The sequence below is a fragment of the Methanoregula sp. genome (assembly GCF_041663825.1).
Taxonomy (GTDB): domain Archaea; phylum Halobacteriota; class Methanomicrobia; order Methanomicrobiales; family Methanospirillaceae; genus Methanoregula.
The window spans coordinates 79,417-99,637 of sequence record NZ_JBAYLY010000009.1; the positions used below are offsets into that span (position 1 = coordinate 79,417).

At 55.2% G+C, this 20,221-nt stretch carries 17 protein-coding genes and 1 pseudogene; 4 read left to right on the forward strand and 14 right to left on the reverse strand.

Annotated elements, in window-relative coordinates:
• Positions 1-34 precede the first annotated feature (34 nt).
• Both WCX19_RS06170 and WCX19_RS06175 read right to left on the reverse strand, forming a co-directional pair.
• A complete protein-coding gene (locus tag WCX19_RS06170; protein ID WP_373006212.1) occupies positions 35-952 on the reverse strand; it encodes an AEC family transporter in 918 nt (305 codons plus the stop codon).
• 205 nt (positions 953-1,157) lie between these two features.
• Positions 1,158-2,882: a phospholipase D-like domain-containing protein gene (locus tag WCX19_RS06175; protein WP_373006214.1), complete on the reverse strand. Its 1,725-nt coding sequence runs from the start codon at positions 2,880-2,882 to the stop codon at positions 1,158-1,160.
• Between the two features lie 124 nt (positions 2,883-3,006).
• Between WCX19_RS06175 and WCX19_RS06180 the strand changes: the two genes are divergently transcribed.
• Positions 3,007-3,660 (forward strand): hypothetical protein, encoded by a 654-nt coding sequence (locus WCX19_RS06180; protein ID WP_373006216.1) that lies wholly within the window; start codon positions 3,007-3,009, stop codon positions 3,658-3,660.
• A 75-nt stretch (positions 3,661-3,735) separates the two neighbouring features.
• Here the strand turns inward: WCX19_RS06180 and WCX19_RS06185 are convergent, their stop codons facing one another.
• The 7 genes from WCX19_RS06185 to WCX19_RS06215 all read right to left on the reverse strand — a co-directional run bounded on the left by WCX19_RS06185 (position 3,736) and on the right by WCX19_RS06215 (position 14,434).
• A complete protein-coding gene (locus tag WCX19_RS06185; RefSeq protein WP_373006218.1) occupies positions 3,736-4,476 on the reverse strand; it encodes an MIP/aquaporin family protein in 741 nt (246 codons plus the stop codon).
• On the reverse strand, positions 4,476-4,688 hold the full coding sequence (locus WCX19_RS06190) for a DUF2180 family protein (protein WP_373006220.1): 213 nt from the start codon (positions 4,686-4,688) through the stop codon (positions 4,476-4,478). The genes WCX19_RS06185 and WCX19_RS06190 overlap by 1 nt, the downstream gene beginning before the upstream one ends.
• Positions 4,689-4,723: 35 nt before the next feature.
• Entirely contained in the window at positions 4,724-6,223 is a 1,500-nt protein-coding gene (locus tag WCX19_RS06195) for a DUF2193 domain-containing protein (protein ID WP_373006222.1), read from the reverse strand.
• A 215-nt stretch (positions 6,224-6,438) separates the two neighbouring features.
• Complete coding sequence (locus WCX19_RS06200; protein WP_373006224.1) at positions 6,439-7,581, reverse strand: aldo/keto reductase; 1,143 nt, start codon at positions 7,579-7,581, stop codon at positions 6,439-6,441.
• A gap of 84 nt (positions 7,582-7,665) precedes the next feature.
• Complete coding sequence (locus WCX19_RS06205) at positions 7,666-8,364, reverse strand: flavodoxin family protein (protein ID WP_373006226.1); 699 nt, start codon at positions 8,362-8,364, stop codon at positions 7,666-7,668.
• Between the two features lie 165 nt (positions 8,365-8,529).
• A complete protein-coding gene (locus WCX19_RS06210; protein ID WP_373006228.1) occupies positions 8,530-9,123 on the reverse strand; it encodes an SET domain-containing protein in 594 nt (197 codons plus the stop codon).
• Between the two features lie 247 nt (positions 9,124-9,370).
• A complete protein-coding gene (locus tag WCX19_RS06215; RefSeq protein ID WP_373006230.1) occupies positions 9,371-14,434 on the reverse strand; it encodes an IPT/TIG domain-containing protein in 5,064 nt (1,687 codons plus the stop codon).
• A 686-nt stretch (positions 14,435-15,120) separates the two neighbouring features.
• Here WCX19_RS06215 and WCX19_RS06220 point away from each other — a divergent pair.
• On the forward strand, positions 15,121-16,776 hold the full coding sequence (locus tag WCX19_RS06220) for a C45 family autoproteolytic acyltransferase/hydolase (protein ID WP_373006232.1): 1,656 nt from the start codon (positions 15,121-15,123) through the stop codon (positions 16,774-16,776).
• 136 nt (positions 16,777-16,912) lie between these two features.
• Positions 16,913-17,233 (forward strand): annotated as a pseudogene (locus tag WCX19_RS06225) (SAM-dependent methyltransferase); the annotation flags it as partial.
• A gap of 67 nt (positions 17,234-17,300) precedes the next feature.
• Here WCX19_RS06225 and WCX19_RS06230 read toward each other — a convergent pair.
• The 5 genes from WCX19_RS06230 to WCX19_RS06250 form a co-directional block, all read right to left on the reverse strand.
• Positions 17,301-17,432, reverse strand: coding sequence for a hypothetical protein (locus WCX19_RS06230; RefSeq protein ID WP_373006234.1), 132 nt, complete (start codon positions 17,430-17,432; stop codon positions 17,301-17,303).
• An 11-nt stretch (positions 17,433-17,443) separates the two neighbouring features.
• Positions 17,444-17,947 (reverse strand): hypothetical protein, encoded by a 504-nt coding sequence (locus tag WCX19_RS06235; protein WP_373006236.1) that lies wholly within the window; start codon positions 17,945-17,947, stop codon positions 17,444-17,446.
• Positions 17,948-18,136: 189 nt separating this feature from the next.
• Positions 18,137-18,649: a hypothetical protein gene (locus WCX19_RS06240; protein ID WP_373006238.1), complete on the reverse strand. Its 513-nt coding sequence runs from the start codon at positions 18,647-18,649 to the stop codon at positions 18,137-18,139.
• A 220-nt stretch (positions 18,650-18,869) separates the two neighbouring features.
• The gene (locus WCX19_RS06245) at positions 18,870-19,106 is read right to left on the reverse strand and encodes a hypothetical protein (RefSeq protein WP_373006240.1); all 237 of its coding nucleotides are present in this window, start codon (positions 19,104-19,106) and stop codon (positions 18,870-18,872) included.
• A 218-nt stretch (positions 19,107-19,324) separates the two neighbouring features.
• The gene (locus WCX19_RS06250) at positions 19,325-19,888 is read right to left on the reverse strand and encodes a hypothetical protein (RefSeq protein ID WP_373006242.1); all 564 of its coding nucleotides are present in this window, start codon (positions 19,886-19,888) and stop codon (positions 19,325-19,327) included.
• Positions 19,889-19,999: 111 nt separating this feature from the next.
• On the opposite strand from WCX19_RS06250, the gene WCX19_RS06255 reads away from it, so the two are divergent.
• The coding region (locus WCX19_RS06255) for a hypothetical protein (protein ID WP_373006244.1) at positions 20,000-20,221 on the forward strand (222 nt) is incomplete at its 3' end.

Sequence of the window (20,221 nt, forward strand, 5' to 3'; positions counted from 1 at the left end):
GAATCCTTTAGCCCCAAAAAAAACAGACTTTTCCCTAGAAGAGCAGGACTTCGAGGAGTGGGATCGTCGCAAGGCACAGGAGCGTCGAGATGAAGACGCCCTGCGAGGCAAGCGTTGAGTCCACCTTGTACTCCTCCGACATCAGCACCGAGTTTGCCGCAACCGGCATGGCGATCAGGAGCACGGCGACGCCAAGCAGGAGCTTGTCCGTGATAAAGGGCGAGAGCACGACAAAGGCGATGACCGGAAAGACGATGAGCCGGAGCCCCGAGAGGAGATAGATCCTCCAGTCTCCCGCCAGCCGTGCGGCAGGCAGGGTGGCAAGCAGTGCACCGACCACGAGCATCGCAAGCGGTGTTGTCACCGACCCGATCAGCTCAAGCCCGGTATGCACCGGGGAGGGGAGAGTATAGCCCACCAAGAAGAGGGCAAGCCCGATAAAGGAGGCCACAAGGCCAGGCGAGAGCAGGACCTTTGGATCGAGTTTCCCGGGCCGGCCCCGGGCGAGCAGCCAGACGCCCATGGTAAAGACGAGGAAGTTAAACGGCAGGTTGAAAAGGATGACGTAGAAGAGCGAGTCCGGGCCGAGGATCGCTGATGCCACCGGGATGCCCATGAACATGGTGTTCGGGAAGACCATCATGAACTGGAAAACACCCTTCTCGGAGGGTGTGGAGGGAAGAAAGTGGCAGATGAGGATGCTCACCAGAAATGCGGCGATGTAATAGCAGCCTGCGACGATAAGCGTGCTGTCGACAATCCCCATGGTCTTTGCCGTGTGGGGCACCTGCATACTGCTGATCGTGATCGCCGGGAGCGCGATGTTGACAAGGACACGGGAGAGCAGGTGGACGAAGTCACTGTTGATAATGCCGTACCGGCGTGAGAAAAATCCCACCCCGATGAGGGCAAAGAGGGAAGAGATTGCGACAAGAATGGTGATGAGCTGCATAACCGTGGTTCCGGGACGGAGGGTCGGTCTCTTTTTCTAGCAACGGATGTGTTTCTGCAAATGCGTGTCAGGACGTGCGGGGACCGTAGCAGGGCAGCCTGATGTGAAGTAGCACTTTATAGATTACTTTGGCCCTGCCATATAAGTTGGGAATCCGGCAGGAGCCACCGGGCCACATCTTTTAAAAAAGGATACTGCGGGTATATTACTTCGGGCTTCCCGCCAGCGCCAGCCGCTCCCGGTACCGGATGCTGCCGGGATCGTAGTAGGGTCTGGCCCAGTCTGCGGTCTTTTTAAGCTGGAGCGGTGTTTTCCCCGTACTCCCTTCCTGCAGGCTGCGGAACCGGAAGTGATCGTAAAGCCGGATCGCCTCAACCGCGTACCGCACCGCAATATCCGGATCGTAGATCGCCATCAGGTTGTCACCGTTACTGGTCTCACCGCCTGCCGCAAGGTTGGACGACCCGCAGAAGACCACCGGGTTCTCACCGTTGAAATCGCAGATGACCATCTTGTGGTGAATCACCTGCCCGGCACCTCCGCGGATCTCCTTGTTAAACGGCGGCGGGACATTCTTTGCCAAAAACGCGGACGAGGCCAGCGTGAAGTTCTCGTTACCTGTGTCTGGCTTAAAGAGCGTGATGTCTCCCTTGTTCTGGATGATGCCCATGGAGAAGAGATCCTCCCGGGAGGGCAGGTCCTCGAGGGCACCGATGGCATCTCCTGAGCCCCGCATCTGCATCATCGCAAAGAGCACAGACTGCTTCGCGCTCCCGATGGCCTCCCGGATGGTGTCGAGCGGGAACGGCTCCTTATGCGGCGCAAAGGAGAACGAGTACCGGACCCCGCCGAGCATCAGGTCGTGCCAGCCGGTGGCGATGGGGGAAGACTTGAATTTCACTGGCGCATTCCATGCCTGGTCGAATGCCTGAGCATACAGCCCGGCAACCTTTGGTTCCTCGAAGACAAGGACGCTGTTTGCCTGCACGTACAGGCCCCGGAGGGTGAAGTTTGCCGACCCGGTGAGCACAGCCTCCGCGTCCCCGTTCCGCCGGCGGATCATCACCTTGTCATGTGCAAGGCCCGAGAAGTGGCCGGTCTTGACTTCTACGCCAGCTGCCCGAAGGGCCAGTACCGTATCGGGTTCAAGCGGTGGTTTTGTGTCCGTTTTGAGCGGTGAACGCCGCATGTCTTCAGCCTCGCTCTCGGGCCATGCGTGGCTCGCGGAATTATCCTGGAAGACCCGTGCCCGTTTCCCGAGCCCGCACAGGGAGCTGATGACATCCGGCTCATTAAAATCGAAGGCGAATACGTCGAGCGTTGTTTTCGTGTTTTTTGTACATGTATCGAGGAAGGCCACGATCATCTCCCGTGCATGGGCCCCGAGCCACGCGTACTGCTTCTGGTACTTTGCCGTATCGAAACTGATGGTCTGGGGTTCCGGGTGAAGGGGGGCGTTTTTGAAGGTATTTGCATATGCCTGCGACGAGATCATCGTCCGGGTAAAGCCCAGTTCAAGCGTCGCCTCTGCCGGGGGCAGGAGATCGACTGCCACATCAACGGACGGGCCGGGCTTAAGCGAGGTCCCTTTTGAGAAGTACCGGGCAGTGACCGTGTAGGTGTACGTCCCGAAACCCTGCGAGGGGTAGTGGGTCCAGTGGAAGGACTGGAAAGGCGCCACGTCAGTGGGTGTCCAGAGGTCAGCGTTGTACGGCGTACCTGCGGTGACCTTGTCGGCAAAGTTCAGCCGATTGGAGAGGTAGTACGGTTTGTCCGGATCGGGTTTCTGACCCGGACCGGCAACGGCAATCGAGAAACCGGCCAGCCCGTCGGTTTTGTCCTCGATAAGGTTAAAGGCGAGCAGAATCGCCCGGTCGCCGGCATATGCGGTGACGAAGAGCCCGTCCCGGGAAGTACGGAAGATGCCCATAGTTGATCCTGTGAGTGTGGGCAAAACAGGGATTTAATATTTTTTATAAAAAGATTTTTTACAAAGTCAAAACGCACTTTTATCCCGTTATCTGGCTGAAATCATAAGGTATACGAGCACCGCTATGGATACACGTACATTTCTCATCCTCGCCGCAGGGCTCATTGCCGGTCTTTGCATCGGCGGGGCGCTGGGGGTATTCTGGCTTGCGCCGGCCGCTGCCGGCCATGAACCTGCTACCTGCCCGGTCTCCCCGGGTACATCGGCCGTTACTGCTGAACCCACCCCGGGTCAGGATCTTATCAGTTTCCTCTTCGTGCAGGAAGGAACGGCAGGATCGCTTGTCAAAGGCGCAAACGGCACCATGACCCTGACCCTTACCGGAGTCCGGCCCGACACGGTCTACTTCTCCGACCGGCCGGCCCGGGTCTCGGGCGGGATCGCGACCGGTGTCTTTACCGGCAGTTCGCTGTGGAACACCACGAACGCCCCGAACGCAGCACTGATGCTCGCAAACGCCCCGGCCGATAACGATACCATAATTATCACGCTCTCAAACCCGGTGTACGACCCGGTCCAGGCAACGCTCCGGTATACCGCAGTCCCGGTCCCGGATTACAAGGGTGAAGGACTGAAGGCATACGAGACCTTTGCTGATCCAAGCGTGCCGGAACAGTTCGGCCAGGCCATGCTCTTTATCGATAACGCCGATATCCCGGTGACGATCATCAATACCACAGAAGACCGGGATCACCCCGATATCATCATCAACCGGTAACTCTTCAACAGAGCCCTGGCTCATTCCTTTTTCTGGTGAATAAAAAAAGGGATAAATTCCCTGCCGGTTTTCGGCTTATTCAGCGGTTATTTTTGTGTAGAAGAATGCCGCTGCCACCGCCCCGATAACCGGGCCGATGACATAGATCGGGAAGAATGCCCAGAGGTTTGCGTCGCCAAGAAGGCCGTCCATCACGTACGGCCCGAATGTCCGTGCCGGGTTGAGCGACCCGCCGGTGATGTTGCCGGCCATCGTGATGAGCCCGGCAACGGTCAGACCGATGACAAGGCCGGCAAATCCCGGTGTGGCACGCGGGTCCACCGCGACACCCATGATAACAAGCATCAGGACAAAGGTTGCAATCGCTTCGACAAGGATCGCCTGCCCGTACCCGATCCCCGGGAACGGGGAGGTCGCCCCGAGCCCGCCGACCGTAACCGCAGATGCCCCCAGTGACAGGTACAGGAGCAGGCTCCCGACCGCAGCCCCGATGCACTGTGCAACGATATACCCCACGGCATCAAGCGACGGGAACCGTTTTGTCGTCCAGAGGGCGATGGTCACCGCCGGGTTGAGATGTGCACCCGAGACCCGGCCGAGCGCGTAGATCACGGCTGCAATGGTGATCCCGAACACGAGGCCAATCGCAAGCCAGTCGCCAAGCCCCCCCAGTTCACCGATCCCGACATTGAATGCGGTCGCGGGTTTTGTCCCCGCCGCAAGGAGCAGCGTGATCACCGCCGCCCCCGTGCCGAAATAGACAAGGAGCAGCGTGCCGATACCTTCCGCAATGCACCGCTGCGAGAGCGACGCCATTATTTCCCCTCATTATATGACCCGGCACAGTCGGGGCAGAACATCCTCGGCATCTTTTTCGGGAGTTTCCGGGACGGGAAGGGATAACCCCCTTCCCATACATCGACCTCTTTTCTCACCGTATGCTTCATGCAGGTTCCCATCCCGCAGACCGTGCAGACTGCAACCGCGTCTGCCTCCTTTCCTTCCTTTGCACACACGTAGCACTTCATGGTTCTTCACTCCCTCTCTTTCCCGCATGAGGACATTAAACTGCTTCCTTCCACTGGCAGGAGCAGTGCCGGAAGTCCATGAGGGCAGCAGAGGCACAGTCCTTGCAGATCCGGGCCGGGGCGGCAGGGACGGTCTTGTTGAGCGCAATGATGTTAGTCATCAGCGTCGCGGTGACCGGCTCGCTTGTTAAGAGGCACGGGTAGTCGGCAAGGCGCATCATTGCCGAGAACCGCACGGTCATCGCACAGGCAGGGTACGCGTACCGCTGCGGGTTTGCGATCACGTCGTTCTTTAAGATCGGCGAGAGATCCACGTTGAACCCGCCCACTTTCGGCGTGAGTGCCCCGGGGGTCCCGGCCTGCATCCGGCGGGCCTTGTCCACGAGTTTCCAGCCCCGGTAGACCATGTCCATGAAGTCGCAGTTGTGCAGTTCGACGGCCGCCCCGCGCTTCGGGTAGAGCTGGACATAGTTGTGGTACCGTTTCGTGAGCATGTCCACGACCATGATTGCGTTGAACCCGTCGAGTTCGAGCAGGTACTCGGCGGCACTCGCAGAGGCGCCGGTCGCGAGTGCAAGCACCTCGTTCTCGGTCTTGATCTTCGGCGCTGCGGCATGGAGCGTCTTATCCATCACTTCGGTCACCGATTCAATGACCGCCATGATCACGTCGTCCTTGCACATGTTGTACGTGGACTGGGAGATGTGGTGGGCGATATCGCCGACGCAGTAGGCCGGGACAGTGACGATATTTGCGTAGTGGACGTCGTCGTCTATCGCGGCCTTTACCGCTCCTGTCATCTTCGTGCGGTAATCCTTCATGTACTTCCGGCAGTCAAACGAGGACTGGCCGACGCTGTCCATGAGTTTTGCCTGGGCTTTGACCGGCGTTTCGTAGATGGACTGGATCATCGCGACCTCTTTTTTGACCGCATCGGCAAGGGTCGCGCCGCCTTCGACTGCGTGGGCAAAGACATCCCCAAAGCCGTACGAGGTGTTCATGCCCCACGACTTTGCCGCGAGGATCGCCTGCTTGTGGGCGACCGGGATCTTCGTGGTTTTGAGGATCTGGTTGACGATGTTGCTGCTGCTGCCGGGGATCAGGGCAAAGTCCACGACACAGGTGGGCCCATAGAACCCGGCGTAGCGCCGGGCCGACTCCTTCCCGATCAGGGCTTCAGCCTTCCCGACTGCTTTTATAAACGTATCCACGCTCTTCTTAAATGCCGGGTCCTCGTCGTAGAGGATCTCCAGGATGACCGGCGTCTGGTAGTGCTCGACAAAGGGATCGTCCTCGGGCCGGATGGTGGTTGTGAGGTTTTTGAGGATCGTATAGTGGGCGTTTACCGAGTCCTTGTGCAGGGCAAAAACCGCTTTGCTCTGGGCTCCCGCCGGTTTCATCTCCTTTACGGCATCGACATAGGCCTTCGTGTCGTCGACGATAAATTTCTGTCCGCGCTTCTTTTTTATCTGGTTCACGTCGGCGTGCTGGGCAGCCATCGCCTCGGTGATCATCTTTTTTACGATCTCCTGCATACGTCCTTGCTTCCTGGCGCCCGTTCAATAGGGAGTGCCTGTAAGGGAAGGATGGTGCGATCAGCTATAATATCCTTCAGTCCGGACACATCGCTGCGTCAGTCGGCAATAGTACGGGAACTGGGAGGGTCTGGTGCCAGAACTGCATAAAAAAGGATTGCCGGGAGGGCCTGATAAGGGGCTGCCCACAGGAGTCTGAAAGGCGCAGCGCCGGCTTATTTCCCGAAATATGCGGCGACCTCTTTGAGGTGCTGTTGTATGGGGAGAGCCTGCGGGCACTTCTCCTCGCACTCGCCGCACGCAAGGCAGCAGGAGGCAAACCCGGGAATGCCGCCGAAGATCCCGCTTAACGCCCACGAATAGATCCCGCCGGACTCTTCCTTTGCATCGTAGATGTGTGCCTGGTTGAAAAACTCGAAGCACCCGGGAATGTCCACACCGTTCTTGCAGGGCATGCAGTACCGGCAGCCGGTGCAGGGGATCTTTACCCGGGCGGCAAGGGCCTTTTTGACCTTGCTGATCACCGCAAGGTCGTCTTTTTTGAGTGAACCTGCATGGCCCTTCTCTGCGCAGGCAATGTTCTGCACCACCTGCTCCAGGGAGTACATGCCGGAGAGAACGACCGTAACTTCGGGGTGGTTCCAGACCCAGGAAAGGCCCCACTCGGCAGGGGTGCGCTGCACGGGGGCCTTTGAGAGAATCTCCTTTGCTACCGGGATCTCCTTTGCCAAGAGGCCTCCCCGGAGCGGCTCCATTACGACAATCCCTAAACCCCTTTTCGCTGCGTACTTCAGCCCTTCCGTGCCTGCCTGGTACTTCTCGTCCATGAAGTTGTACTGGATCTGAGCAAAGGTCCAGTCGTACGCATCGGTGATCTCCTTAAAGAGCGGCAGGGAATCGTGGAACGAGAATGCGGGGAACCGGATCCGGCCGTCTGCTACGGCAGCATCAAGGAATTCGAGGACCCCGAGTTTTGACGTATTCTCCCAGGTTGCCTGATTAAGACCGTGGACGAGATAAAAATCGATGTGATCGGTGGCGAGACGTTCGAGCTGCTCGTCGAGGTACCGGTCCATGTCCTCCCTTTTTGTGATAAGCCAGCTCGGGAGCTTGGTCGCAAGGTTCACTTTCTCCCGGTAGCCATCACGAAGGGCCCTCCCGACCACCGGCTCGCTCTCTCCGTCATGGTACGGGTACGCGGTATCCACGTAGTTGACACCACGGTCGATCGCGTACCGGATCATCTCCGTCGCTTTCGGTTCGTCGATCTGCCGGTTTTCCTGTACCGGGAGGCGCATGCACCCGAACCCGAGGATCGAGAGATCCATGGGAGCCCGTGGAAATTTTCTGTACAGCATGGTGTCCTCCCTATAACGGTTGCCCGTGTACCCCGTTACGATGTCGGGGTATGAATGCTTTTTCCGGCCCTTTTGGCCACCCGGTCAGATCCCTTTTTTGAGGCTGCAGGCAAGGCGCAGCGAACTGTTCACCATGTCGGTGAGGTCTTCCTGCGTGTACTGGTTTTTCTGTATCTGTGCCCAGTCTTTTGTCGTGTCCTCGTCGTTTTCACCGACCCACGAGGCGATCGAGACTTCGGGGCTGTGAAAGCCCATCCAGGCAAAGAAATTCAAAAGGTTCCCTGCTACGTGCTGCATCCCGTCCACGTGGCCGATGATGATAAGTCCCACGACCTTGTTTTTGATCATCCGGTTGCCGAACCACGAATACTGGTTCTCGATGCAGTTCATCCGTTCCACAAACTTCTGGACGAGCGCCGAGTGGTTGTTCCACCGGATGGGGGTGGCAAGAAAGAGGACATCGCAGTCAAGGACTGCCGTGTATACGGTATCCATCTCGTCGTCCTCGTACTTCATCGAGGACTGGCAGGGATAGGTGCAGCAGTTGGGATCCTCCGAGTAGTTCCCTTCGCATTCGTAGATCTTCAGGTCCTTGAGCCGGATGAACTTTGTCTCGCACCCGAGACTCTTGCACCGGTCGAGCGCGGTAAGGAGCAAACGCTCGGACTTGGACATCCCCGGTTCCTGCCGGCTCGACCCCGAGATCCCGACGACTCGGGTGCCCTTCACGTTCGCAGGGTCGGGTGCGGTGATCGCCCCGACGCCGAATTTCCGTCCAACCATGGGAGATGGCATACTGATATGTGTAGGTACAGGATGTGATATGGTTTTGTCCCAATGCCCTGGGGATAAAAACCGGAGAATTGCAGGAACTGATCCTGCACGTAGTATTTCTGGTAAGCGCTGCCTGCCGTTGTTTACAGGTTCACGGCCTCTCGCTTTGAGGTATTAACGTAGAAGCAACCCGGCTTTATTCCATTCAGGCTGACTTACTCCTTCATTTACCCGATCTCCTGACCTGTTCTCGTGCAGTTTTACGATCTTGTCCTGGATATACTGTGAAAAATAGCCCTTGTAGCGATCCTGCAGTTCGGGAAGCATCCAGTCCTGTTCTGTTATCGTTTTCCTGCACTGGGGAGAGCCGCACACACAGTCCATCCGGAAGATCATATCGCTTCCCACCGACTCTGAAACGGTCATGGCATAATCAAAGGTGATCTCCTCACCGGCAGCGATGTCCCGCATGGCAACCAGAAAGACCTGGCCCGAAAAACCACTGTTGGGATCGCAGCTGTGGTTGAAAAAATCCGTATCTTCCGCACGGGCACTGGCCGGCCCCAGAACAAAGCGTTCTTCGATCTGCATGGTGTATCTCTGCATCTCACGAGGGAGCTGGTACATCTCATCGATCGGCATGATCTTTCCCCCAAATATTGCCAGCCGCTCATCTTTTCTGATATCAACTCTGGAAAATATTCCGGAGCCATCGGTATCCGAACTTCGTTTCTCAAGTCGGGGATCCAGCCAGCTGTGGGTATTCATAGACACGCTCTTTTCAGGTACGTGGAGATGTGTAAGATATTGCTATTTTTTATCGGTTGCGGTGAAACCGCTTTTCTCAGGGTAACGGGATATCCTGCCTGATACCAGCTGGCTCTTTCGTAAAGCAGAAATGGGAGGGGTCCCGGGACGTGCTTTCAGGGCTCCCTTCCCTGCCGCGTGGGCAACCCTCCAAAAAAGTGTTCGAAAAAAAGTGATACGCGAGGTGTACGATCAACGGGTCAGTATATCAGTTGTATTTCCTGAACAGTACGGGGTTCTGGTGCCGGATCCACCAGCGGCGGACGAGCCCACTTCCAACAACCGCAAAAACGATCGCCACTGTACCGATGGCCATCCCCAACGGGAACCCGGCAGAACCGGCCGGTGCCGATGCTGCCGCCGGTGCAATTGTAGTCTCTGACGTTGCGGGAGTTAAAGTACGGGCCGTTGTCAGGACCCGGGTCGGTTCCGGGGTGATATCTGTCGTCGTGGCTTTTGTGGAGACAGAGGTAATGACCGATATCGGGGTCTGCGGTTCAGCAGGGGTTACTGCGGGGGTATTCCTGACTACGACTGCAAAGTAGGCGAATCCCGGAGTCGTTGCTGTAAAATAATAATAATTCCCGTTCTGGCACAGATATGTCGTAGAGAGTTCTGTCCAGGTACCATCATAATTTCGGAGCATGACGAGCTGACCAGGTGTCACATGGTTTGCGGTTAGCCAGCTGCTGGTCACCCGGAACGTGATATTCCCGCTGGAGAACATGCTGGGATTGCCACCAATCGGTTCGATCTGCCTGTACCCAGCCACTGCCGGTCTACCTTTGATCTGGTTTGACTCACCCAGCGTTACGGTTTTGACCATGAGGGACATCTCCCCGACAGTCCGGGAGGGGAGGACCTGCACCTGCATGATCTGGAGGGTATCCAGCTCGTCACTCGGGTGGCTGAAAGAGAACGTCATCGCATGACCTGTAGGGGCACCAGGAGCAGTTGCAACTGCTGCAACCGAACCGGAGAAGGATGTGGAATCCTCGCTGTCACTACCGCTGGTCGTTATAGTCGGGAGGGGAGTCGGCGTGAAGGTGGGAGTTGGAGGGAGCGTCGGAGTTGTTCCCGTGACGGTAAATCCGTTCTCCAGCATGCCTGCCTGATTGTCAGTGTTGGTCACCACGACATTGTATTTCCCAGGGGTTGCATCGATCAGGTCAAACATGCAGGTGATGTTTGTAGGTGAAACTACGGTTGCGCTGCTCCCGAGGATATCGGATGACCCGGTACGGTTCAGTTTCACCGTTGCACCCGGTGCAAAGTTTGTCCCGACAAGGTTCGTGATACTGACCGTTCCAGTATTTGCACCGCTCGATGGGGTGATGCCGGTTACGGTGGGGCCTCTGGAGGGGGGTGTTATCGTGAACGTCACTGATGAATTGGACCCTTCCTGGCCGTCAGGGTTGATGATGGTTACGTTCCAGGTTCCGACCGCTGTTCCGGTTATCGGGAGTGAGACATCAGGTATAGACGTTGTCGAAGCCGGTGTGAGTCCGGTTACACTGATGTTCTTATTCCCGGCACGGGTCAGATTAATCGTCGTAGACCCGGTTGTCTGGAAGTAGGTACCGGTTATTGACACAGTTACTGAACCGGTGTTGACTCCGAATCTTGGACTGATATCGGTTACCGTCGGTGCCGGGATCGGCGCTGTGACTGTGAATGTGGTGAGGTTCCCACTTTCCTGACCGTCCGGGTTGATGACGGTTACGTTCCAGATCCCGACCGCTGTTCCGGTTATCGGGAGTGATACATCGGGTATAGACGTTGTCGAAGCCGGTGTGAGTCCGGTTACACTGATGTTATTATTCCCGACCCGGGTCAGATTAACCGTCGTAGACCCGGTTGTCTGGAAGTGTGTACCGGTTATTGACACAGTTACTGAACCGGTGTTGACTCCGGATCCCGGACTGATATCGGTTACCGTCGGTGCCGGGATCGGCGCTGTGACTGTGAATGTGGTGAGGTTCCCACTTTCCTGACCGTCCGGGTTGATGACGGTTACGTTCCAGATCCCTACTATTGCTCCGGTTATCGGGAGGGATACATCGGGCATAGACGTTGTCGAAGCCGGTGTGAGTCCGGTTACACTAATGTTCTTATTCCCGGCCCGGGTCAGATTAACCGTCGTAGACCCGGTTTCGGTCGTGTTGAAACTGGTGCCGGTTATTGACACGGTTACTGAACCGGTGTTGACTCCGGATCCCGGACTAATATCAGTTACCGTCGGTGCCGGGATCGGCGCTGTGACTGTGAACTGGGTGAGATCCCCACTCCCCTGTCCATTCGGGTTGGTTACCGTGACATTCCAGGCCCCGGCTATGATTCCACGGGGTACGGTTCTTTTCAACGATGTCGATGTGCTGCTGGTTCCGTATACATTCAGCATGATAGTACTATACCCGGTTCTCGTCAGATTCACGGTCGGGTCGATTGTTGGGTTGAACCCGGTACCGGTTACCGTTACCAGTCTGGCGCTGGTATTGATTGCACCCGAAGGGTCGATACTTGTTACAATCGGGGCTGCGGCTGGTGTTTGGGTTGCTGTCGGTGTTGGAGTTGGAGTCGGTGCTGGTGTTACCGTAAACGTAGTGAGGTTCCCACTTTCCTGGCCGTCTGGGTTGATGACGGTTACGTTCCAGGTCCCGACCGCTGCTCCGGTTATCGGGAGTAATACATCGGGTATAATCGTTGTCGAAGCCGGTGTGAGACCGGTTACACTGATGTTCATATTCCCGAACCGGATCAGATTTACCGTCGTAGACCCGGTTTCGGTCGTGTTAAAATTGGTGCCGGTTATTGACACGGTTACTGAACCGGTGTTGACTCCGGATCCCGGACTGATATCGGTTACCGTCGGTGCCGGGATCGGCGCTGTGACCGTGAATGTGGTGAGGTTCCCACTTTCCTGGCCGTCTGGGTTAATGACGGTTACGTTCCAGGTTCCGACTCTAACTCCGCCAGGCACCGTCCTGTTCAACGTTGTTGACGTACCACTCACTCCAGTCAACGTGACAGTGCTGTATCCGGTTCTCGTCAGGTTCACAATCGGCGGGGTTATTGTATCGAAACCGGTACCGGTTATCGTTACCGCGGTAGTACTGGTATTGACACCCGTCGAGGGGGTAATGTCGGTGACGGTTGGGGCTGCTGTATACGTAAACTGGTCAGATAATCCCGTATCGGATGTGCCGCCGGGAGCAATAACCGTGATATCAACGGTCCCGGTTCCGGCCGGGGAGGTTGCATTGATTGACGTATCTGTAATGGTTCCCGTGATGGTTCCGGCTGTGCTGCCAAACGTTACTGCCGTCGCTCCGGTAAAGCCTGTTCCGGTGATGGTTACCAGGGTTCCACCAGCCAACGGGCCGGATGATGGCGAGATGCCAGTGATGGCCGGGGCGGGATATTCAGCGAGTGTAATTACATATGCCTGGCCAGCGGTGGAATATCCCCCGGATGTGGCTCCATACGCTCCGATGACAGCGGTATCATTGTAGATCGAAATTGAATCCCCGAAAAATGCCCCACCCATTTTATCTGAAGCGTTCAGAATCGCTACCTGGCTCCAAGTCCCTTTACTATTTTTAAAGACATATACCTGGCCGGCGGAGGAATATTCTCCGGTTGTGACCCCATAAGATCCAATGACAGCGGTATCATTATAGATCGAAACCGATGTCCCGAAATGGGCACTGGCCACCTTATCTGAAGCGTTCAGGATCGCTACCTGGCTCCAGGTCCCCCCACTATTTTTGAAGACATATGCCTGGCCAGCGGTGGAATATCCCCCGGATGGGGCCCCATCTGCCCCGACAACCACCGTATCTTTGTAGAGCGAGACCGAATTGCCGAAACCGGCACTGGCCGCCTTATCCGAAGCGTTCAGGATCGCTGACTGGCTCCAGGTTCCCCCACTATTTTTGAAGACATATGCCTGGCCAGCGGCGGAATATCCCCCGGATGGGGCCCCATCTGCCCCGACAACTATCGTATCATTGTAGAGCGAGACCGAATTGCCGAAACCGGCACTGGCCGCCTTATCCGAAGCGTTCAGGATCGCTACCTGGCTCCAGGTCCCCCCACTATTTTTGAAGACATATGCCTGGCCAGCGGTGGAATATCCCCCAGATGTGGCCCCCTTCGCTCCAATGAGCGCCGTATCATTGTAGATCGAAACCGATGTCCCGAAATGGGCACCGGCTGCCTTATCCGAAGCGTTCAAGATCACTGACTGGCTCCAGCGGTCTTCTGTGTTTTTGAAGACATATGCTGCACCTGCAGCGTCAGTGTGATATTCCAATCCAGACCCGGCTCCATCTGCTCCGACGACTACCGTATTATTGTAGAGAGAAATTGATTGCCCGAAATAGTTCAAATTATGTTTATCCGAAGCGTTCAGAATTGCGGTCTGACTCCATATCCCCTCCAGATCCTTGAAGATATACGCCCGACCCGAGTAGGAATAGGCTCCCTTCGCTCCGACGACAGCGGTATCATTGTAGATCGAAACCGAAGCCCCGAAAAATGCCCCGCCCACCTTATCCGAAGCACTAAGTATCGCCGTCTGCGTGGCAATACACGGGTCGATAGTAACCGGGTAGACCGCGTCCCGGTCATCGACATGCCAGGAAAGCTGGTTACCGTAGAGCATCAATTCAGACGGGAGTACACGACCGGTAGCATCCTGCGCTGCAAGCCCGCCATACTGCATCACCGGGCCATAACGATCAAAGAAGAGGAGGGTCTGCCCATTAAGGACCGTCTGGAGATCCCCGGAGAGGGTATAGGTAACATGCAATCGTCCGGTCCCTTCCGGCCGGGTCGGGAGTGTGATCCCCTGCTCGATACCTTCATCCCGGCTGATGTACCATTCCGTGTATCCGTTGCGGACAATATCCAGCCGGTTCCCGTTTGCCATATTCGTTCCCGGGAGTACCGGCTGAACTGCATCGATATGACCAATACCGGCAAGCTGCATCGCAAACGAGCCGTTAGTACCGGTCACAATAACACTTCCGGCGCCGGTTGCAGTAATGCCAGCCTTCTGCCGGGCATTATATTCGGACCAGATGATGTTCCGGGTCTCAGAAGAACTGGTGAAAATGGTTCTCTTGTAAAGAGATTCGTCACTTGAATCGGATACTTCAGTCAGGGAAAAATCGGGGTTGAGTACTGGAAAAACGGTAACGGCAGATACAATGCCGATAAACAGTTGAAACACGGCAAAAACAATCCCCACGGACACCGCATGTTTCATGGTACCCTGTTCCAGAACGTGCATGAGGCTTCGGTAATTACGACACCGACTCCAACTGCAACCATCGCACTAATCAACAGCCATGCAGGAACCAGACTATACCGTGCGAAACCCATAATACCCAGACCTCATCGTTTCGAACAACTCCGGAGGGATACGAATTTATTTATGTCCAGTTGAGAAGTGCCCCGGTTCGAAAAATACCGTATACTCGGTTTATAAAAATGTGGAAAGAACGGTTAATAAATATTGTTAAATCTTATTCACAACTGGACTCTGGAGAACCGAAGATTATTCGAATAATCTGCCATAATGAATGGAAGATCATGTTTTTCATACTTTTTTTCACGGCAAAACCTTGTTTTCAACAAAAAAACAAGGCACACCGTGACCTGTCAGGAAAGACCAAACGCTCAAATATTTTTTTTTAGAAAATCTGATGCGCGAAAGCGGGAGGGAGCTCTTGCCACGCGATTTCCAGGAGAGATTTCGGAAGCCGGATGAAATGCGCGGGATACTCTTGGCAATGGGAAAGTATTAACCGGGGGAACAATTTTCATTTTTTATTAGTTGCATAAAAAACGGGTACCGATGTCAGGACGCCAGACATTTCCGATGTAGGGTGTGACCGGACCTCTGTAAGATCGTCTCATAAATTATATCCACTCGCATATGATATAATAATCATGAAACGATTTCATAAGAAATTCACCTTCTTTTTATCGCTTCTCCTTGTCATTCTCATCCTTGCACCTTGTGCAGCTACGGCAACAAGTGCTGGCTCAGTCGGCCATTCGACGACATGTGCTGCCAGCACAGCGTCGTGCATCCCACCCCTGTTCACATCGGTATCCGATGCGGCCATAACGGGACCGGTCTCAGATACGTATGTAGCTCCGCCAGGTGTGATGCCCGTCGTTATTCTTACCGGAAGCCCGTACGAGATGGGGTACCAGTACGGTCTTGAAGTGCCGGAATACATCGCCATTGTGAGGGATGCAGCCTGGGCAAGTGCGCTCTCGAAAAATTCGTATGCAGATGTCATGGACAACTGCAGCATCTCCCGCCAGTATATCAAAACCGAACTTACCGGGTTTGACTTCCCGGCATTTTTTAAAGGGATGTCAGATGCCATGAACGACCAGGGGATCCCATTCACCCCAAACGATCCCATCGTTATGTTGTATTATGGCGGGAGGCAGGGTCCCGGTCCCGATGAACACTGTACGGCCTTTGCCGCATTTGGCAATACAACGAATGGCAGCATGATCGTTGGTGAAAATTTCGATTACTATCCTGTGCCCTCCAATTCCTATGCAGTTCTGCTGGCGCTGTATCCCGATAAGGGACATGCCGCAATCCTCCCGTCAGGAGCGGGCCGAACCGGAACCGCTGCGGTGATCAACGACCAGGGACTTGTGTATATCATGAACTCGGGTCCCTCTCAAGGAAAAGGTGACAGCGGACCGGGAATCACTGGCTTTCTGGAACTTCCCTATGTGGGCATGACTGCCGGAACCGTGGAGGATGCAGAACAGTTCCTGCTCAACTCGACCCGTGCATTTGCCCTGAATCATCTGCTTGCCGATAAATCCGGCAACGCTGAGGTGATCGAAGCCAGCCGGTCGCGGTATGCAATCCGTTACCCGGGAGATACGGGGAATACGGACTATATCATTGCTACCAACCATTACCTGAATACTGCCATGAAACCTTCCCAGCTCATCTGGGATCCCCTCACGTATTATCCGTCAAGTTATTACCGCTATATCACGGCACAGAAGGAGATTGTTGACCATTATGGGACGGTAAATTACACGACCGCCCGCAACATCTTCTCGCTGACAGACTGGTGGGACGGTAAGGAGTGGCACCGGGATGATCCTTTCAGCGCCAACACGATCAACCGGTTCCGGCCCGATGCGGCAACGCTGTATTCCTTTATCGCAGTTCCCGGTGAAGGGAAAGTCTCGATCTGTTCCGGAAATCCCGGGATAACATACTGGGGTACCCGTGCATCCGGCCAGACCGGCACCTATGTGAATTATACCGTGGGCAAAACACCGACGGCCATGGTCTACCAGCTCAGGATGGATGCAGATGCCATGCAGTGGAAGACCATGACAGTAATGGGGAAGCATCCGGACAGCGAAGTGACCCGACTTTATGCGGCAAGCGAGGACCGGTACTGGGAAGCAGTCTGGTGGCATGACCGCGGCGTACTCGAGACGGACCGTACTTTACGGGCCGTTGCACTCGGCAAGGCTGCAACCGGTTTCTCGGAAGTGATCGCATGGTCCGGACAGATCCAATCGCTCTGCAGCAGTGGGCAGTGTACGTGAAGGTATAACCCCCTTTTTTAATTTTTTCGATTTGACGATAGTATCTATATAATGCTGTAAAATCGGTACAACCTGTATCCTCCCTGAAAAATTCCAAGTCCAAAAAGCGTTATAATGTGCCCGGGGTGTCCGGGGGAGCGTCGATATCAGGAGCGATCTTGTGGGGGGCCTGGCGGATCTTGGCGGGTTCTCGCATATCATCCTGCTCTACGCCCTTCACCGGTCCACGGGGTACAGCCTGACGGTCACCCCCTTCCTCGATCCCGTTCCCCGCGGCATCTTTGCGACCCGGTCGGCGAAACGCCCGAACGCGATCGGCCTCTCGGTCGTCCGGCTCGTGGGTGTCGAGGGTAACGTGATAACAATAGAGGATGTGGACATCCTTGACGGCACGCCGCTCCTGGATATCAAGCCCTATGTGCCGGCGTTCGATGCGCATGCCGATGCCCGGCACTGATGGTCTGAAGATACAGTCCCATCTAAAAGAAGACCGGCGGGGGAATCTCCCCCACCCGGTCTTGTTCTTACTTCTTTTCTTCGTTTGTTTCCATATGGTCGAGGACCCGGTCCCACATGACGAGCAGGCCGGGGATTACCACGTAGGCGAGGAGGCCGGTGCCCAGAAAGGCACCGATCAGGATGATCTCGTTGTCCATCGGGATCACCTCTAGGCAAGGGCGGTAACACCATCTGCCCAGGTCTCTACGACGGTCAGGATGGCATCGTCCTCGTAGGACGAGATCGATACCTGCTCCCTGCCGAAGGTGACAAGGAAGATCTCGTTGTTTGCCGCGTGGCACTTGAGGGTCGCAGAGAACGTGTCTCCATCGGAGTCATGGGCCGGGGTCCCCCCGTGCGCCGTGACGTTCGCCGAGTTTGCGAGGACTGCTGCGATGCCTGCCTTGTAGCCGGCGACCGTGTTGTAGCTCTCCGAGCCGCTGCCGATCTTTTTCGCGTCCTCATCCTGGTACACGAATTTTGCCGTGTAGTTCTCCTTTGACTTCTCTACGGGCGGGTGGTTGGCGCCCGAGTTCATATACGATACACATCCGAACGGGTTGTTCGTGATGACTGACTGGACAAGCGTGTTGAACGCGTCCACGTCCGCAAGCGGTGCCGCAATCTTGCGGACCGCACTCTTGATTGCACTCTTTGGTGCGAAGTCTGCCATTTTTCTCACATCTCCTTTCTTTTTTTCTTTGTCTCGGGGCGCCCTTTGACATAGAATCATAGGCGTTGGGGGGATATAGGCCTGAAAAAGGAAATGAATCCGGGAAAGAATTATGGCAGGTTGCCGTTTCCGGGGCGTTTGCGTTGCGCCGGCAGATATCGGGGCAGAAATCGGATGAAAAAATGGGAATTATCTTCCTAACTCTTTTGCAAGGTCCCAGTCGTAGGAGATACCGCCGATGTCCACCCGGTAAAATCTCCATCCGGAAACGGGGGAGTTTACCCAGATCATGACCCGGTGCGGCGTGGATTTTACCATGGCGCGGGCCTTGTCCACTTTTTGGGGAAATAGTTCGCGGAGGGTATGGGCGTCGGGCACCTGTTTCTGGGAGTAGATGACGGCGATCAACAACCCCGCGGACTTATCTTTTGTCGCGATGATGGCATCATGGAAGTCCGGGTTGTCAAGGAGACGGAACGGTGCATACCCGTGCTCGTTGAGGATCCCGATCGCTTCGTAGAGGAGCGGCGAGCGGTGCAGGCCTCTCTTTCTCCGGGGTGCGGTCCCGCTCCCCAAGTCTCTCCGAACATTTGTTGTCTCACCTGCGACGTTCTCACAGGGAATAATCCGGTTGCTGTACGAGGCACCGGATGCAATCGCACCCGGCGTAATCACGTCCTGTTCGTTAATTTCGGTTGTCATTGTGTAATCCACCTCTTTTTTGTTCCTGCCCGTGACCCGGGGCCGGGGTATTCTTTTTTAGATCGCGTGGAAGGGCGAACGCTTCCGCTCGTCCAAGAGGATAACAATGCCGGCCCGGTGCAGGATCGTCCCGCTTTTTTTTAGAAATAGTACGAGCCTGATAAACTAGTGTGGCATACGCTGCCAGGCAATCAGATACCAGTAATGACCGGACCGGCGGTCACCGACGTATAGAAGAGATGGCGGGCGAGAACATCCCGGTCCGGGCACCCGCATGCATTGCCCCGGCACCGGCGATCAGGTAGATCGGTGCTTTTTCCTTCTCAAAGAGCCCGAAAAGGCCCCAGGTCAGGGTCATGAGGATGGCAAAGACCTTCGCGAAGCGGCGGGCGACCTTCTTTGTGTACCCGATCTTCGCGATCTTCCTCGTTACCTTCGTGCAGAACGTCAGGGGCATAATTGATTATTCTCTAAAATGATATGTCTGGATATATACTCTGCGGTAGATTCGAAAGAATTGGTAGTTATTGGGGGAATCGGGGGTTTGTGCGGGCCCGGATTGGTATAACCTGCGGGTTAGCTGAATGAGAGGCGCGAAAAGGTGGGGTGGAAACAGGGGATTTGTGGTGATGGAGCGTGGAGGGGCCGGCGGGAAAATCGGGGGCAGAGCACGGTCTACCAGTGGTATATGTCCTGAATACAGTTCAGGCAAAATTGTCTGGCGGGTCGGAATATTTCCTCGATGTCATCGAATTCTCCGACAACCCAGTCATCTTCTTTTATCGCGAGCAACCCTTCACATACTCCACCCATTGTCCCAAGAAGGCCGGTCTCTGCATAAACTGCCACATATCTTTCAGATTTCTGCCCGCATTCACTCAGGGTATGCAGATGTTCAATTTCCATGGAAACCGACTGGATGAGATTATCCGGCTCACCCTCTTTTGCACGAACGAGAATGAAAAGATGGATGTCGCTTTTTGTTATCAGTTCATCACTTAGCATTCGATCCCGCACCGGGTCCGGATTACCACGAACCGTTCCTGTCCTTGTATCGAGATCTTCAGAGATCCGGGCGTTGTAACCGGAGCGTAAAAGGAATTTTTTGAGGGAGAGCAAATCCCGTTTTCTCGATCCATAAAATGATCCGAAAATACCGACAGGAGTCCCCTTTTTGAGACGATCGAACTGCGTTTTCCTCTCTGAATAGTACGAGACTGATTCTTCAGAGAGGGACATTTCAGTGATGGTATATACTTGTTATTAAGATAATTTTCTTTGTGCGGTGTGAAAGTGATAGCAAAAGGATTATCAGTTACTAATATGTAACTAGTTATGTGGTCGTAACTTATGGATGAACTTGCTGTGCAGCACTACCTCGATCAGGTTCCGGTTGAGATCCGCGAAGCGGTCATGGAACTTGACACCCCGCAGAAATGGGCGATTTACATCGCTCTTGCTGTTGACGGGGATAAATACTTCAACCAGTTAAAAAAGCAGTTCAGGGCGAATCCCAATACCATTGACAAAGCACTCAAATCCCTTGTTGAGGGCGGCCTTGTCGCAAAGAAG

What these genes read in the sequence shown, in the direction of transcription:
- WCX19_RS06235 (WP_373006236.1), bottom strand. Translation starts at nt 17,947, where the DNA reads ATGGCAGACTTCGCACCAAAGAGTGCAATCAAGAGTGCGGTCCGCAAG.
- WCX19_RS06245 (WP_373006240.1), bottom strand. Translation starts at nt 19,106, where the DNA reads ATGCCCCTGACGTTCTGCACGAAGGTAACGAGGAAGATCGCGAAGATC.
- WCX19_RS06250 (WP_373006242.1), bottom strand. Translation starts at nt 19,888, where the DNA reads ATGTCCCTCTCTGAAGAATCAGTCTCGTACTATTCAGAGAGGAAAACG.
- WCX19_RS06175 (WP_373006214.1), bottom strand. Translation starts at nt 2,882, where the DNA reads ATGGGCATCTTCCGTACTTCCCGGGACGGGCTCTTCGTCACCGCATAT.
- WCX19_RS06180 (WP_373006216.1), top strand. Translation starts at nt 3,007, where the DNA reads ATGGATACACGTACATTTCTCATCCTCGCCGCAGGGCTCATTGCCGGT.
- WCX19_RS06200 (WP_373006224.1), bottom strand. Translation starts at nt 7,581, where the DNA reads ATGCTGTACAGAAAATTTCCACGGGCTCCCATGGATCTCTCGATCCTC.
- WCX19_RS06240 (WP_373006238.1), bottom strand. Translation starts at nt 18,649, where the DNA reads ATGACAACCGAAATTAACGAACAGGACGTGATTACGCCGGGTGCGATT.
- WCX19_RS06190 (WP_373006220.1), bottom strand. Translation starts at nt 4,688, where the DNA reads ATGAAGTGCTACGTGTGTGCAAAGGAAGGAAAGGAGGCAGACGCGGTT.
- WCX19_RS06215 (WP_373006230.1), bottom strand. Translation starts at nt 14,434, where the DNA reads ATGAAACATGCGGTGTCCGTGGGGATTGTTTTTGCCGTGTTTCAACTG.
- WCX19_RS06205 (WP_373006226.1), bottom strand. Translation starts at nt 8,364, where the DNA reads ATGGTTGGACGGAAATTCGGCGTCGGGGCGATCACCGCACCCGACCCT.
- WCX19_RS06210 (WP_373006228.1), bottom strand. Translation starts at nt 9,123, where the DNA reads ATGAATACCCACAGCTGGCTGGATCCCCGACTTGAGAAACGAAGTTCG.
- WCX19_RS06185 (WP_373006218.1), bottom strand. Translation starts at nt 4,476, where the DNA reads ATGGCGTCGCTCTCGCAGCGGTGCATTGCGGAAGGTATCGGCACGCTG.
- WCX19_RS06220 (WP_373006232.1), top strand. Translation starts at nt 15,121, where the DNA reads ATGAAACGATTTCATAAGAAATTCACCTTCTTTTTATCGCTTCTCCTT.
- WCX19_RS06195 (WP_373006222.1), bottom strand. Translation starts at nt 6,223, where the DNA reads ATGCAGGAGATCGTAAAAAAGATGATCACCGAGGCGATGGCTGCCCAG.
- WCX19_RS06170 (WP_373006212.1), bottom strand. Translation starts at nt 952, where the DNA reads ATGCAGCTCATCACCATTCTTGTCGCAATCTCTTCCCTCTTTGCCCTC.
- WCX19_RS06230 (WP_373006234.1), bottom strand. Translation starts at nt 17,432, where the DNA reads ATGGACAACGAGATCATCCTGATCGGTGCCTTTCTGGGCACCGGCCTC.